At 67.9% G+C, this 14,400-nt stretch carries 15 protein-coding genes; 10 read left to right on the top strand and 5 right to left on the bottom strand.

The window, feature by feature from the left end:
- Positions 1-121: 121 nt before the first annotated feature.
- From ACFQI8_RS11295 to ACFQI8_RS11280, 4 genes are all read left to right on the top strand, one after another.
- Positions 122-1,273 (top strand): helix-turn-helix transcriptional regulator, encoded by a 1,152-nt coding sequence (locus tag ACFQI8_RS11295; RefSeq protein ID WP_390244821.1) that lies wholly within the window; start codon positions 122-124, stop codon positions 1,271-1,273.
- A gap of 85 nt (positions 1,274-1,358) precedes the next feature.
- Positions 1,359-2,156 carry an electron transfer flavoprotein subunit beta/FixA family protein gene (locus tag ACFQI8_RS11290; RefSeq protein WP_390244819.1) on the top strand — a complete coding sequence of 266 codons (798 nt, stop codon included), beginning with the start codon at positions 1,359-1,361 and terminating at the stop codon, positions 2,154-2,156.
- Positions 2,153-3,106, top strand: coding sequence for an electron transfer flavoprotein subunit alpha/FixB family protein (locus tag ACFQI8_RS11285; RefSeq protein WP_390244817.1), 954 nt, complete (start codon positions 2,153-2,155; stop codon positions 3,104-3,106). The genes ACFQI8_RS11290 and ACFQI8_RS11285 overlap by 4 nt, the downstream gene beginning before the upstream one ends.
- Positions 3,107-3,328: 222 nt before the next feature.
- On the top strand, positions 3,329-4,171 hold the full coding sequence (locus tag ACFQI8_RS11280; protein WP_390244814.1) for a polyprenyl synthetase family protein: 843 nt from the start codon (positions 3,329-3,331) through the stop codon (positions 4,169-4,171).
- Positions 4,172-4,211: 40 nt separating this feature from the next.
- Here the strand turns inward: ACFQI8_RS11280 and ACFQI8_RS11275 are convergent, their stop codons facing one another.
- Positions 4,212-5,345 carry a DUF373 family protein gene (locus ACFQI8_RS11275; protein ID WP_390244812.1) on the bottom strand — a complete coding sequence of 378 codons (1,134 nt, stop codon included), beginning with the start codon at positions 5,343-5,345 and terminating at the stop codon, positions 4,212-4,214.
- Positions 5,346-5,471: 126 nt separating this feature from the next.
- Entirely contained in the window at positions 5,472-7,361 is a 1,890-nt protein-coding gene (locus tag ACFQI8_RS11270; RefSeq protein WP_390244810.1) for a PAS domain S-box protein, read from the bottom strand.
- Between the two features lie 107 nt (positions 7,362-7,468).
- Here ACFQI8_RS11270 and ACFQI8_RS11265 point away from each other — a divergent pair, with 107 nt between their 5' ends.
- Complete coding sequence (locus ACFQI8_RS11265) at positions 7,469-8,464, top strand: radical SAM protein (protein ID WP_390244808.1); 996 nt, start codon at positions 7,469-7,471, stop codon at positions 8,462-8,464.
- Positions 8,465-8,597: 133 nt separating this feature from the next.
- Here ACFQI8_RS11265 and ACFQI8_RS11260 read toward each other — a convergent pair whose 3' ends face one another.
- Positions 8,598-9,284 (bottom strand): hypothetical protein, encoded by a 687-nt coding sequence (locus ACFQI8_RS11260; protein WP_390244806.1) that lies wholly within the window; start codon positions 9,282-9,284, stop codon positions 8,598-8,600.
- A 90-nt stretch (positions 9,285-9,374) separates the two neighbouring features.
- Here ACFQI8_RS11260 and ACFQI8_RS11255 point away from each other — a divergent pair, with 90 nt between their 5' ends.
- The 3 genes from ACFQI8_RS11255 (at position 9,375) to ACFQI8_RS11245 (ending at position 11,335) form a co-directional block, all read left to right on the top strand.
- On the top strand, positions 9,375-9,857 hold the full coding sequence (locus ACFQI8_RS11255; RefSeq protein ID WP_390244804.1) for a TRAM domain-containing protein: 483 nt from the start codon (positions 9,375-9,377) through the stop codon (positions 9,855-9,857).
- A 76-nt stretch (positions 9,858-9,933) separates the two neighbouring features.
- On the top strand, positions 9,934-10,428 hold the full coding sequence (locus ACFQI8_RS11250; RefSeq protein WP_390244802.1) for a Tfx family DNA-binding protein: 495 nt from the start codon (positions 9,934-9,936) through the stop codon (positions 10,426-10,428).
- Positions 10,429-10,549: 121 nt separating this feature from the next.
- Positions 10,550-11,335: an SDR family oxidoreductase gene (locus tag ACFQI8_RS11245; RefSeq protein ID WP_390244800.1), complete on the top strand. Its 786-nt coding sequence runs from the start codon at positions 10,550-10,552 to the stop codon at positions 11,333-11,335.
- A 6-nt stretch (positions 11,336-11,341) separates the two neighbouring features.
- On the opposite strand, the gene ACFQI8_RS11240 is transcribed toward ACFQI8_RS11245, so the two are convergent.
- Both ACFQI8_RS11240 and ACFQI8_RS11235 read right to left on the bottom strand, forming a co-directional pair.
- Positions 11,342-12,346 (bottom strand): mannose-1-phosphate guanylyltransferase, encoded by a 1,005-nt coding sequence (locus ACFQI8_RS11240; RefSeq protein ID WP_390244798.1) that lies wholly within the window; start codon positions 12,344-12,346, stop codon positions 11,342-11,344.
- A 66-nt stretch (positions 12,347-12,412) separates the two neighbouring features.
- Positions 12,413-12,694 carry a DUF7091 family protein gene (locus ACFQI8_RS11235; RefSeq protein ID WP_390244797.1) on the bottom strand — a complete coding sequence of 94 codons (282 nt, stop codon included), beginning with the start codon at positions 12,692-12,694 and terminating at the stop codon, positions 12,413-12,415.
- Between the two features lie 171 nt (positions 12,695-12,865).
- On the opposite strand from ACFQI8_RS11235, the gene ACFQI8_RS11230 reads away from it, so the two are divergent.
- Both ACFQI8_RS11230 and ACFQI8_RS11225 read left to right on the top strand, forming a co-directional pair.
- A complete protein-coding gene (locus ACFQI8_RS11230) occupies positions 12,866-13,798 on the top strand; it encodes a replication factor A (RefSeq protein ID WP_390244795.1) in 933 nt (310 codons plus the stop codon).
- Entirely contained in the window at positions 13,799-14,389 is a 591-nt protein-coding gene (locus ACFQI8_RS11225) for an RPA family protein (protein WP_390244793.1), read from the top strand.
- Positions 14,390-14,400: the final 11 nt, after the last annotated feature.

The raw sequence follows: 14,400 nt of genomic DNA, 5'->3' as shown, positions 1-14,400 counted from the left end.
TACTAAAATGACCCTCTTGGCGCGGTCGCCGTCGCCGACACCGAGGGAGGCATCTCGACGGCGTCTGACACTGTTGAATCGATGGAAAGCGTTTTCATCGCCGGATGAAACGGATTTACGTATGCGGAGCGCCGCCCTCATCGTCGCCCTCCTCACCATCGTCGCCGGCGTCGCAGCGCCGGTAGCCGCCACTGGCGCGGCTGCCGCCGGCACGCAGAGCGCGGACACGGTCGTCGCCGTCTCCGACGCCGATTCGCGCGCGGGCGCGAAGGAAGTAGTTGCTCTCGGTCGCCCGTCGCTCGTCGCCCAGCAGACGAGTCTCGACCGGTCGCCGCAGACGGAGATATCGATTCAACTGCGTGCCGACCGCTCTGCGGACTGGCGGGTCGAGATGCGCTACGAGCTCGACACCCAAAACGAGACCGCGGCGTTCGAAGAGTACGCACGGGAGTACGAGCAGGGGACCGCCGACGCCGGTCCCGACGCGGCGTTGTTCCGACGCATCAGTCAGACGGCCGCCGGGCAGACTGGCCGGTCGATGACGGTTCAGAACGCGACGACGAGCGGCTACGTCGAAAACGGGACCGGCGTCCTCGTGTTGGCGTTCACTTGGACCAGCTTCCTAGAACAGACCGACGAGGGACTGCGCCTCGGTGACGCGCTATCGGCCGGTGACGACGAGACGTGGCTCACGTCGATTCGGTCGAATCAGAACCTCACGATTCAGACGCCGCCGGGCTACGCCGTCAGCGACACGAACCTGCCGCTCGAAAACAACGCCGTCGTCGTCGAGGGGCCGCGGACCTTCGAATCGACCGACCAGTTGACCGTCACGTACGTCTCGACCGGCACGGAACGAGCCATTCCGTGGACGCTCGTCGGCGGCGGTGCCGTCGTCCTCGCGGTGCTCGTGGCGGGCGTCGTCCTGTTCACTCGGCGGGGACCGGACAGGGCGACTCCCGACGGAACGTCGACGACGACGCCGGAACCGCAGGAGTCCGCACAGGAGCCGGCCGACGACGAGCCCGCGCCCGCCGAAGAGCCCGACGACGTCGACCTCGACCTGCTCTCGGACGAAGAGCGGGTCGAACTCCTCTTGGAGCGGAGCGGCGGGCGGATGAAACAGGCGAACATCGTCAAGGAGACCGGCTGGTCCGACGCCAAGGTCTCACAGCTCCTGTCGGCGATGGCCGACGAGGGGCGCGTCGAAAAGCTTCGCCTCGGCCGTGAGAACCTCATCTCACTGCCCGACGAGGACGAAGACGAGGTGTAGCGAAGAAGAAGTGAAATCGGACGACGGGGCCGCCGGTGACCGCGGTGCGAAAACGTTTATTTGCCCCGGTCAGTAGTGAACGTTGATGAAAATTCTCGTAACCGTCAAGGAGGTAGCCGAGGTCGAAGAGGACTTCGAGCTCGACGGACTCCGCGTGGCGGACCAGTTCCTCGACTATGACCTCAACGAGTGGGACGAGTACGCGGTCGAGGAAGCCGTCCAGATCGCCGAGGAGAGCGACGACGACGTGGAGGTCGTCGCGGCCACCATCGGCCCCGAGCGGTCCGAAGAGACCATTCGGATGGCGCTCGCCAAGGGGGTCGACCGCGCGGTCCGCGTGTGGGACGACGCGCTCGACGGCGTGGACCTGCTCGACGTGGGCGCGAAGACGCGCCTGCTCTCGGCGGTCGTCGAGGACGAGGACCCCGACCTCGTCCTGACGGGCGTGCAGGCGAACGACGACAGCTTCGGCGCGACCGGCGTCTCGCTCGCCTCGGCCATCGGCTTCGAGTGGGCCGCGGTCGTGAACGCCCTCGACCTCGACGCCGAGGGCGGCGTGGCGAACCTCCGCCGCGAACTCGAAGGCGGCGTGGAGGAGCTCACCGAGGTCGACCTCCCCGCGGTCCTCACCATCCAGACGGGTATCAACGAGCCCCGCTACGCGAGCCTGCGCGGGATTCGACAGGCCCAGTCGAAGGAGATCAAGCCGCTCGCGCTCTCCGACCTCGGCCTCGACGCCGCGGCGGTCGAGTCAGAGCTCGTCCTGACCGACGTGTACGAGCCCGAGACCGAGTCCGACGCGACCTACTTCGAGGGTGACGCCGGGGAGCAGGCCGCCGAGCTTGCGACCGTCCTCCGCGAGAAGGGGGTGGGCGCGCAATGAGCGACGTGCTCGCCGTCGTCGAGCACCGCCGCGGAAGCCTCCGCGACGTGTCGTTCGAACTCGTGACGGCCGGGGCCGACCTCGTCGGCGACACCGGCGGCGACCTCCACCTCGCGGTCATCGGCGGCGACGTAGACGCCTTCGCCGAAGAACTCTCGCTCGCCGGCGTGGACGCGATTCACACCGTCGCCGAGGGCGACGAGTTCAACCACGACGTGTCGGTGCAGGCCGTCGAAGCGCTCACCGAGGAACTCGACCCCACGTACGTCCTCATGGGCAACACGGTCAACGGCCTCGATTACGCTCCCGCGGTCGCAGAGCGCCTCGACCTCCCGCTCGTGACCGACGCCATCGGCCTCCAGAACGACGGCGGTCTCGTCGTCACCCGCGAGATGTACGCCTCGAAAGTCGAATCGACCGTCACGGTCGACGCCGAGCGCGCCGCGGTCACCGTCCGCCCCGGCGAGTGGGAAGCCGCCGAGGAGCCGGGCGAGCCCGCCGTCGAACCCTTCGCGTTCGACCTCGACGAGTCTCTCGTGCGCTCGCGCGTGACCGGCTTCGAGGAGGTCGGAAGCGGCGACGTGGACATCGCCGACGCCGACGTGCTCGTCTCCGTCGGTCGCGGCATCGAAGAAGAAGAGAACATCGAACTCGTCGAAGAGCTCGCCGACGCGCTCGGCGCGACGCTGTCGTCGTCGCGGCCCATCGTCGACAACGGCTGGCTCCCGAAGGACCGGCAGGTCGGCCAGTCCGGGAAGGTCGTCACGCCGAAGGTGTACCTCGCAATCGGCATCTCCGGGGCGGTCCAGCACGTCGCCGGGATGAAGGGCGCAGAGACCATCATCGCCGTCAACACCGACCCCGACGCGCCCATCTTCGACATCGCCGACTACGGCATCGTCGGCGACCTCTTTGATGTGGTGCCGGAACTCATCGACCAGTTCCAGTAGGTCGACCCAACCCCCTTTTTGCTCCAGATGTTCGGGTGAACGAGTCGAACAGCAGTTCGGCGAGACGCAACTGCTCATCCTCGCGCGCGGTCACTAAATAAACACTGCAGAGCAGGAATCACGTCCTCTATTTTCGGTCAGAAACCACCGCGAACGACGGTTCCCGCGCTCGGTTTCTCCAAATCCGGTACGTACTTCCCTACCCAACCCTACGAACCGACAATGGAATACCTGGAGCGCCGGGTCACGATGGTAAACGACCGCCTCGAGGAGGTCGTCTCGGCGGTCGAGCCGTCGGAGCTCGCCGACCAACTCGACCACGTCGCTCTCGCGGGGGGCAAGCGCGTCCGCCCCGCCGTAACCATCCTCGCCTGCGAGGCCGTCGGTGGCACCCCCGAGGACGCCGTCGATTTCGCGGTCGGCGTCGAACTCGTCCACAACGCCTCGCTCGTCGTCGACGACATCATCGACCGGTCCGACATCCGCCGCGGCACGCCGAGCGCGTGGGCCGAGTACGGCTACGGGCCGGCCATCATCGCCTCCGACGGCCTGCTCGGCGAGGCGTTCGCCCTCCTGTCGTCGTCCGACCGCGCCACCCGCATCGTCGCCGAGTCGATGGTCGAACTCGGGGAGGGCGAGGCGACCGAGCTGGTCGCGGTCCCCGCCAACGAATCCGAGTACATGCAACTCGCCCACCGCAAGACGGGCGCGCTGTTCCGCGCCGCCGCCGAGCTCGGCGCGGTCGCCGCGGGCGGTGACGCCCACGTCGTCGAGGCGTTCGGCGACTACGCGGCCCGCGTCGGCGTCGCCTTCCAGATTCGCGACGACGTGCTCGACGCCACCGCGGACGCGGAAGAACTCGGCAAGCCGACGGGGCAGGACGCCGAGATGGGCCGGCCGTCGCTCGTGCAGGTGACGGACCTGACCCCCGAAGAAGCGAACCGCCGGGCCCGCCGGCAGGCCGACGAGGCGCTTTCGGCCCTCGACGCCTCGGGCGTCGAGGACTCCGAACCGCTTGCGTACCTCCGCGACCTCGCGGAGTTCGTCATCGTCCGCGAGAGCTGAGGAGTCGGAAAGAAAAAAACAGCCTGCGGGGGCACGCCGATTACGCCGGTTGCTCGCTTTCGCCGTCGGAGCCGGTCGGATACCGGGATTCGGCCACCGCGAACGTGAGCGTGCTCAGCACGCCGAGGAGCGTGCCGACCGTGAGCGCGACGGCGAGGCCGGGGAGGTAGAACTTCCGGACACCGGCGACGCCCTCGGGGACGAAGAAGCCGGACAGCGCGTACAGCACGATAGCGATGGCGAGCACGTAGAACGGCGCGTTCAGGTAGCGCCACTTGAAGCGGTCGTGGAGGTACTCGTCTGTCACCTGTCCGAGACTGCTCGTGATGCCGGCGGCGGCGAACCACTCGACCGCGCCGTGGACGAGCGTGGCGAGGACGAGCCCCGGCGCGGGCTCGCCCGCGACGCTGTCCGAGACGGTTTCGAGGAGTTCCGCCCCGCGGACGCCGCCGACGACGAGAAGCGCGGCGGCGGCGACGTAGGTGATGATGGTGACGCGGCCGGCGTAGAGGACGTTCCGCGCGCGGTTGGCCGCCTCGTCGACGGCCGATTCGAGGCCGAGACCGCGGAACAGCGTGTACAGCCCGAGCAACGCCGAGATGAGACCGAGGACGACCGCGCCGGGCACGTCGAAGAAGCTGGCGATGGTGACGAAGGGGTAGATGAGAAGCAGGATGCCGAGCGGGACGAGGATGGTCCCGCGGGTCTCGGGGTCGGCGAGTACCTGCTTCATCGTGTAGTACATCGATTCGAGGTTCTGGGCCTGCCTGACGACGACCCGACGGACCCCGTCGATGGGGACGCGCGAGCGGATGACCGGGAGGACGGACTCGTCCTGTGCGCCGTCGGTGATGACGATGGCGTGGACGGGCTCGCCGGTCGAGAGGCTCGCGAGCACGGTGTCTATCTCGTCGCCGATGGCGCGGTTCGCCTTCACGTCGCTTCCTTCCAACCCGGTGACCGCCGCGACCTCGACTTCCTCGTCCTCCGATTCGAGCAGTTCGTCGTGGACCTGAATGCCCTGAAAGAGGACGTTCACGTCGGAGTCCTCCGGGTCCGCGGTGGCCAGCGCCACCGCGGCGTCCTCGACGCGCTGTCGGCCGACGACGGGCGTCGACAGTCCCGTCTTGCGGCCGAGGTCGTCGTCGAGATCGACACAGAGGACCAAGAGCATCGTTGACTCCTATGCCACGGGGATATATCTGCTTTCGGGGGCGCGGCCGCGGTGGCGCGGTCCGTCGGTCTCGCGGAGAAGCGGGTCTCCCCGCGGCGCGGTCGCGGCCCGTCCGTGAACCGCCAGTCACGCGGTCGCGCCCGCTTCCCCGACGGGGTCGAAAAGCACCTCGAAGCGCGCCCCAGCCCCGCTGTCGGCGACGCGGACGACCCAGCCGTGAGAGTCGACTATCTGGCGGACGATGTCGAGTCCGAGGCCGGTTCCGTCGTCGCCTTTCGTCGAAAAACCCGAGTCGAAGACGCGGTCGCGAATCGACGACGGGATGCCGGGGCCGTTGTCCTCGACGAAGAAGCCGCGGTGCGACGGGAGCGCGCCGACGCGAATCACGAGCTCGGAGTCGTCGCCGCGGTCGGTCGCGGCGGCGCGGCCGCTCCGAGCGTGCTGGAGCGCGTTCCGAAACAGGTTCTCGAAGAGGCGGGTCGTCCGGTTCTCGTCGGCTTCGACCACCGGAAGCTCGCCGATTTCACAGCGCACGTCGCCGGCGTTCGACGAACACATATCCCACGCGGTGGCCGCGGAGTCCGCCAGCGGGACTGCCGACGCATCGAGGACGGAGTGCTCGTCGCGGGCGAGAGAGAGGACGTCTTCGACCACGTCGGTGATGCGCCGGTGGGCGCGCTCGACGTGGTCGAGATGGGAGTCGTCGTCGAGTTCGCGGGCGAGTTCGAGCCGGCCCTGTGCGACCGCCAGCGGGCCGCGGATATCGTGAGAGAGGACGCGGGCGAAGGCGTCGAGCCGGGCGTTCTGTTGGGCGAGTTCGCGCTCGTGGCTGATGCGTTCTGTGAGGTCGGACATCACGCCGAGGACGTTCGTCACGTCGCCGTTTTCGTCGAGGAGCGGGACCGCGCGGGCGTGCGCCCAGCGGATGGTGTCTCCCCCCTCGGGGACGAACCTGAACTCGAACTCGTACTGCTCGTCCGCGACACCGTCTCGGATGTCGGCGAACAGCTCGTCGATGGCCCGCGTCAGTTGGTCGCGGTCGTCGACGTGGATGAGGTCGAGGAACGAACGCGGGTCATCGTAGAGAAGCGACACGTCTCGTCCCCAGATGTCTTCGAACTGGTCGTTGATATAGACGACGTCGAACTCGGTCGGCTCCGAGATGAACACCATATCCGGGAGCGACGAGATTATCTGTCTGGTGAGGCGCTCGGAGCGCCTGAGGAGTCGTTCGGACTCGAGTCGAGCGGTGACGTCCATCGCGGTCCCGACGACGACCGGGTCGCCGTCGACCGTCGTCCGCTGGCCGGTGATTTCCAGTGCGGTCAGCTCGCCGTCGCGATTGCGGACGCGGACAGTGTACGACATCGATTCGACGCTCCCGTGGAACCTGTCTTTCAGGCTCTCGTCGACGATGGCGCGGTCTTCCTCGACAATGAAGTCCGTGATGGGTCGACCAACCACCTCGTCTGTGTCGTAGCCGAGCAGGTTCGAGAGGTACTGGTTGACGAACTCGACGAGGCCGTCGCGTATCACGTACAGGCCGACGAGCGACTGGTCGTCGATGAGCCGGACCCACGCGTGCAGTTCGCCGAGTTCGGTCGACTGGCGGGCCGCGACGACCGCGTTCGAGACGCGGTGGGCGAGCACCGCGGTCTGCGTGTCGGCCGGCCGCTTGTCGACCACGTCGGAGACCCCGGCGGCGAACGCCTCGTCGACCACGTCTTCGGAGTCGAGCCGGGTGTACAGAATCACCGGCGGCGGGTTCGCCGAGTCGCGGACGCGGAGAAGCGTGTCGAGACCGGCGGTGCCGCCGAACTCGAACTCGGTGACGATACAGTCGAACGGCGACCCGGCGTGCGCGTCGAGCGCCGCGGTCGGGTCGGCGACCGCCGTGGCGTCGAGACTGTCGTATTCGTCGAGCGCCGATACGGTGCCCGCGGCGGTCTCGGGGTCGTCGTCGACGATGAGGACCCGAACCGAGCCCTCAACGCGGGCGACGGGACCGAGAGACATGCCTTATTGTCAGCCACATACAATAATAATCGTATCGGCGAGCGAGAGATGCTCCGGGTGAAGTCGGACGCCTTTTGACGATGCGCCAAGTACGGTTCCGTAATCGAATGATTTCGAAGGGATGCGAGCAGTGCGCCATGGGCGGGAAGATGGTGCTGTTCGTCTACGGGTACTGCGACCAGCGCGATTGTTTCTACTGCCCGCTCGGCGAGAATCGCAAGAACGTCACCGACGTGTACGCCAACGAGCGGAAAGTCGAGTCCGACGCGGACGTCATCGAGGAGGCCAAACGGATGGACGCGCTCGGGTCCTCTATCACCGGCGGCGAGCCGCAGGAGGCGCTCGACAAGACCTGTCGGTACATCTCGCTTCTCAAAGACGAGTTCGGAGAGGACCACCACATCCACCTCTATACGGGTATCACGGGCGGCCGCGAGAACATGCGCCGCCTCGCCGAGGCCGGCCTCGACGAGGTTCGCTTCCACCCGCCGCTCGAACTCTGGGGCGACATGCACGGCACCGAGTGGGAGGACATCCTCTACATCGCCCGCGAGGAGGGCCTCACCCCGGCGTTCGAGATTCCGGGCATCCGCGCCGAGCGGGAGTTCCTCGAGTTCCTCGACGAGGGGGCCGCGGAGTTCTGCAACATAAACGAGTTCGAGATGTCGGACGGCAACTACCGCCGGATGCAGGAGAAGGGCTACGAACTGCAGGACGGCCACATGTCGGCGGTCGACGGCTCGAAGGAGGCCATCCTCGACGAGATGGGCGACCACGAGCGCGTCTACTTCTGTACCTCCGTGTTCAAGGACGCCGCCCAGCACAGAAACCGTCTGAAGCGCATGGCTCGCAACCTCCGCCGCCCGTTCGACGAGGTGACCGACGACGGGACGCTCGTCTACGGCAAGACCTACACGCCCGCCGAGCGCTTCGCCGAACTCGGCGTCCCCGACGAGTTCTACAGCACCAAATCGAACCACGTCGAGGTCGCGTGGTGGCTCCTCGAAGAGATGATAGAAGACGGCGACGTCGACGACGGCGAAATCGTCGAGCAGTACCCGACCTACGACGGCACTGTAGTCGAGCGGACGCCGTTGGCCTGAGTTCAGTCTTTTTGGTCCAGATTTTTGCGGAGTGAGCGAATGCGAACTCCGGAAAAAGGTGGGATGGAACCGTAGTCGAGCGGACGCCGTTGGCCTGAGTTCAGTCTTTTTGATTCGGGGTTTCACGCGACCGTCACGACCGATAGCGGCGGTTCGGTATCCGAGTTCTCGTGAGCGCGACGAACAGGCTCGGCGTGAGCGCCGCGGCGACAGCCGCGGCCGTGGTCGGTCCGAGGGGGAGACGCATCACGATGCCGATGCCCGCGACCGTGACGCCGACGAACACGCCCGCGGCGATGCCGGCGCGCTGTTGGCGGTATGTCGGTCGAAAACCGCGGGCGTCGGCGTAGAGCGCCCCGGAGAGTCCGACGACGAATCCGAGGAGCGCGCTCGTCGTGCCGAGGCGGGGCGCGAGCGCGAGGAACGCCGCGCCGACGACCGCACAGCAGGCGAGCGACGCGACCGGGGAAAGCGGGTTCACGCCCGCGCCGAACCGGACCGCGTAGGCGACGGGGGGAAGCGACACCACGACGGCGGCGAACAGTCCGTCGAGCGGTTCGACCGTCGCGCGTTCGAGGACGGCGGTCGCCGCGGTCAGGAGTCCGATGACCGCGCCGAGGCCGAGAACGACTCGGGGTGGCAACGCAACCGAGGGGTCGTCCGACCGGAGGACGCCGAAGGCGGCGAAGGGGTAACAGACGACGGCACCGAAGAGAAGCGGGCGAAACAGCGCCCCCGAGAGGACCGCCGCGGAGACGGTCGCAGAGAGGCCGAGGAAGACGCCGATGAGGAGTGCGAACTCGGGGACGCGTTCTGCCATACCGCGGGGTTCGAGCGCGCGAGGGAAAGCGTTTCGGCGGCCGGCGGGCTACCCGCAAGCGTTTAGAGTGCCCCTAGTGTACCTCTCGGCATGTCCGACTGTCCACTCGCGGACGACTGCCCGAGCTTCTCAGAACGAATCGCGGGCATGGGGTGCCAGTACTACAGCGACCGGGGCGGCGCGGAGTGGTGCGACCACTACGAGCGACCGATCTCCGAGCTCAAACAACAGCCGGTCAAGCCGGGCGAGGAGGTCATCGTCACCGTCGAAGACATCCACGAGAGCGGTGCCGGCGTCGGTCGGACCGAAGACGGTTTCATCGTCTTCGTCGACGGGCTCCTCCCTGACGCGCGCGCCATCGTCCGCATCGATCGGGTGAAGGGGAGCCACGCCCGCGCGAAGAAGATCGTCGAGCGCCTGCCGCTGGACCCCGACGCCGAGGAGAGCGAGGCGGGCGAAGCGGGCGAAGCGGGCGAAACGCCCGAAGCGGACGCCGAATCGACGGGGAGCAGTCGCGACGGCCCGAAGCGCCCCGAGGCGCTCGGGAGCCGAGACAACTTCTGGGGCGAGTAACGCCGACGCATCGGCGGCGTCCTGTGGACAGTCAGCCTGCTGTATCTTTTTTCACCCCCGAGCCCAACCCCGAGGTATGAGCGACGCCGGACGCGACGACGAGACGGTCCCCGACGTAGACCAACTCCTCGACAGGGCGGGGTTCGACCCGGAGACGAGCGTGCTCACCCGGCGGCAAGCCGAGGTGCTCGCACTGCGCGAGCGGGGGGTCCGACAGTCGACCATCGCCGACTTCCTCGGCACCTCGCGTGCGAACGTCTCCAGCATCGAGGCGAGCGCCCGCACCAACGTCGAGAAGGCCCGCGAGACGGTGACGTTCGTCGACGCGCTCACCGCCCCGGTCCGCGTCGAGGTCCCCGCCGGAAGCGACCTCTACGACGTGCCCAAGCAGGTGTACGACGCCTGCGACGCGTCGGGCGTGAAGGTGAACCAGACCGCGCCGGACCTGATGAAAATCGTCTCTGACGCCGCCGGCGACGCGGTCGAGGGACGCGAGGTTCGAGAACAGCTCTTCGTCGGCGTCACGAGCGACGGGCGCGTCCGCGTCCGCCGACACGCCGACGGCATCTGAGCCGCGTCCGCGTCCCCCGGCGACTCACCCGCTGTCAAACCCCCGAACCCAGCGGCCTCGGTTCGTCACACGTCGTGCCGCGAGGCCCACGCTTTTGCTCGCGGCGCTCGTCGGCTCGCGCATGGAACTCGGACTCGACGGCGACACGGTCGTCGTCACGGCGAGTTCGGCCGGCCTCGGGCGCGCGAGCGCCGCGGCGCTGGCCGACGAAGGAGCGAACGTCGTCGTCTGCGGGCGCGACCCGGAGCGCCTCGCGGCGACCGAATCGGACCTGCGCGACCTCGACGGCGACGTGCTCGGCGTCGAGACCGACATCACGAGCAAGCACGACGTCGAGGCGCTGGTCGAGGCGGCCGTCGACGAGTTCGGCGGCGTCGACCACGTCGTCACCTCGGCCGGCGGCGTGCCGCCGGGCGGCTTCGCCGACCTGACCGAACAGGAGTGGTACGGGGCGTTCGACATGCTCGTCATGAGCGCCGTCTGGACCGTGCGGGCGGCGCGACCGCATCTCGAAGCGAGCGACGCGGGCACGATTACCTGCATCACCTCCACGTCGGTTAGGGAGGTCATCGACGACCTCATCCTCTCGAACGCGGTCCGCCGCGGCGTCATCGGTCTCGTGAAGTCGCTGTCGCGGGAACTCGCGCCGGGCGTGCGAGTGAACGCGGTACTGCCGGGCGCACACGAGACGAGTCGCATCGAGGAACTGGTCGAGGCGGCCGTCGAGCGCGGCGACCACGACACCTACGAGGAGGGACTGCACTCGTGGTCCGACGGGATTCCGCTGGGCCGCGTCGGCGACCCGCGCGAACTCGGCGACGTGGTCGCGTTCCTCGCCAGCGACCGCGCGAGCTTCGTCACCGGGGCCTGCGTCCCGGTCGACGGCGGGCGACTGCGGAGCGCCTGAGCCGCGTTAAAACTGGCCGCGTTCTCTGAGCCGCGAGACCACGTCACGGACCTGCTGTGCCTTTTCTTTCGGGACGACGAGCACGCGGTCGTCCCACGCGACGACCGCGAGGTCGGAGACGCCGACGAGCGAGACGGTCGCGCCGTCGGTGGCGACGACGTTGTCCGCGGCGTCGACGAACACCGGGTCGCCGCCGAGCGCGACGTTGCCGTCTCCGTCGGCGGCGATGAGTCGTTCGAGGGCGTCCCACGAGCCGAGGTCGTCCCACTCGAAGTGGACCGGGACGACCGCCGCGTCGGCGGCGCGTTCCATCACCGCGTAGTCGATGCTGACGGCCTCGACCGCCTCGAAGCCGGCGTCCGTGTCGCCGTCGTCGAGGGCGTCGAGGAGGGCGGAAAGCGGCGAGTCGCGGGCGGCGGAAAACAGCGCCTCGGGCGTCCACGCGAACATTCCGGCGTTCCAGAGGTAGCCCTCGTTGACGTAGCGGGCGGCCGTCTCGGCGTCCGGTTTCTCGTGGAACGCGGCGAGGCCGCGATAGTCGCCGCGGTCCGCGCCGGGTTCGATGTAGCCGTAACCGGTGTCCGGGCGGGTGGGTTCGACGCCGAAGGCGACGAGCGAGCCGGTGTCGGCGGCGACGCGCGCGCCGCGGGTCATCGCCTCGGCGAAGCCGTCGCCGACGTGGTGGTCGCTCGGGAGGACGACGACGACCGGGTCGTCGTACAGCTCGGCGATGCGGTGGGTCGCGTAGACGAGCGCCGGGCCGGTGTCTTTGGCCGCGGGCTCGACCACGACCTCGGCGTCGGGCGCGTGGTCGGCAATGTCGTCCGCGAACGCGGGGCGCGTCGAGACGACGACGTGGTCGGCGACGTCGGCGCGGGCGACGGTCTCGGCGAGAAGCGAGCGGTCGCCGCCGAGCGAGAGGAACTGTTTGGGCCGGTCGCTCCGGCTCGCGGGGTACAGCCGGGTGCCGGTGCCGCCGGCGAGGACGAGCGCGACGAGTGGTCGGTCCATACGCGCTGGTGGCGCTACAGCCTCAAAACCGTACCACGTCGCGCGCACCTCGCCTACCCGCGTCGCCTACCACGTCTCGACGATCCCCTCGCGGATGTCCTCGACACAGCCCTGACAGTCCGGGTGGTCGGGGTCGAAGCAGGCGGGACGGCCCTGCTCGTCGACGGCGACGGCGCGGCGCTCGGCGTGGCGGCGACAGACGAGTTTCGCGCGGCCCTCGGCGTCCCGCGGGAGCGAGTGCGCCGGCGACGAGTCGCGGCCGTCTCGATAGGCGCGTTTGACCTCCTCGTAGCGCTTGCCGGCGTTTCGAGCGGCACTGCGAATGATGCTTTCGAGGCGGTCGTCCATGGTGTCGAATGCGTGCCCCGAGGCTATCAATTCCTCGCTCGGTGCGACGGTTCTGACGCGGTCTCCGGCGTGACGTTCACTTTCACCGCGCCGTTTGCAACTTTTTATATGAGTACGCATCCAAGCTCAGTATGCCTCCCAATGGAAACCAAGGTGGAGGCGAGGTAGACCATGACTGATTTGCGAACCCACGCGGCTGAGATAGCCGACCAGTTCTCGGACCACCTAGACGTGTCCGCGGATGAAGTCGAAGAACGTTTAGAGAGCCTCGTCACCGAGTACCGCGTCCCCGTCGACGAAGCGCGGCGGAGCGTCGTCAACAGTTACCTCGACGAGGCCGGTATCGAGCGCGACGAGCTCGCCGGCGGCGGCGGGAACGAACAGACCCTGCTCAACGACATCGACGAAGACGAGATGTGGGTCGACGTGCGCGCGAAGGTCGTCGAACTCTGGGAACCCCGGAGCGAGTCCGTCGCGCAGGTCGGCCTGCTCGGCGACGACTCCGGGCGGATGAAGTTCGTCTCCTTCACCACGTCCGAACTCCCCGAACTCGAAGAGGGGAAGTCGTACGCGCTCGGGAACGTCGTCACCGACGAGTACCAGGGCAACTTCTCCGTGAAGCTCAACCGGACGACGAGCATCACCGAACTCGACGAGGAAATCGAAGTCGGCGACGACTCGACCAGCGTCGAGGGCGCGCTCGTGGACATCCAGTCCGGGAGCGGCCTCATCAAGCGCTGTCCCGAGGAGGGCTGTACGCGCGTCCTCCAGAACGGGCGCTGTTCGGAACACGGGAGCGTCGACGGCGAGTTCGACCTCCGCATCAAGGCCGTCGTCGACGACGGCGACGAGGTCCACGAGGTCATCTTCAACCGGGAGATGACCGAGGAGCTGACGGGTATCGAACTGGACGAGGCGAAGCAGATGGCCATGGACGCCCTCGACACCACCATCGTCGAAGAGGAGATGCGCGGTGACCTCGTGGGGTTCTACTACCGCGTCACCGGCCCGACGCTGGGCCGGTACGTGCTCGCCAACGAAGTCGAGCGCCTGCGCGAGCCGGCGGACGCAGAAGAACTGCTCATCAAAGCGAGGTCGATGTAAATGAGTTCCAACGAAATCCCCACCCGAGAGGTCGCCCGGCGCGTCTTCGCACAGGAGTTCAACGACGCCGGTTACACGTTCAAAGAGTCAGACGACGAGCGCGCGCCCGTCTACCTGTTGCTCCCGACGGGGGAACGCGCCAACCGCGTCTTCCTCGTCGGCACGCTGACCGAGAAGGAAGACGTCGGCGAGGACAACGAGTACTGGCGCGGTCGCATCGTCGACCCGACGGGGACGTTCTTCGTCTACGCCGGCCAGTACCAGCCCGAGGCCGCCAGCGCGCTCCGCGACCTCGACGCGCCCGCCTACGTCGCGGTCGTCGGCAAGCCGCGGACCTACGAGACCGACGACGGCAGTATCAACGTCTCCGTCCGCCCCGAGTCAATCACCGAGGTCGACGCGGCCACGCGCGACCGCTGGGTGACAGAGACCGCCGACAAGACGCTCGACCGCATCGCGGCGTTCGACGACGAGGGCAACGAGTACGCACGGATGGCCCGCGAGCACTACGACCTCGACCCCGACGAGTACAAGCGCGCCGCCATCGCCGCGCTCGAAAGCCTCGAACAGGCCGACGAACTGAGCGCGTAAGCGGGCGTCTC

The sequence above is a fragment of the Haloferax chudinovii genome, assembly GCF_042663345.1.
In the GTDB taxonomy this organism is placed as follows: Archaea; Halobacteriota; Halobacteria; order Halobacteriales; family Haloferacaceae; genus Haloferax; species Haloferax chudinovii.
Note: the sequence above shows the minus strand (reverse complement) of the source record. Positions and strands in the feature narration are given on the sequence as shown.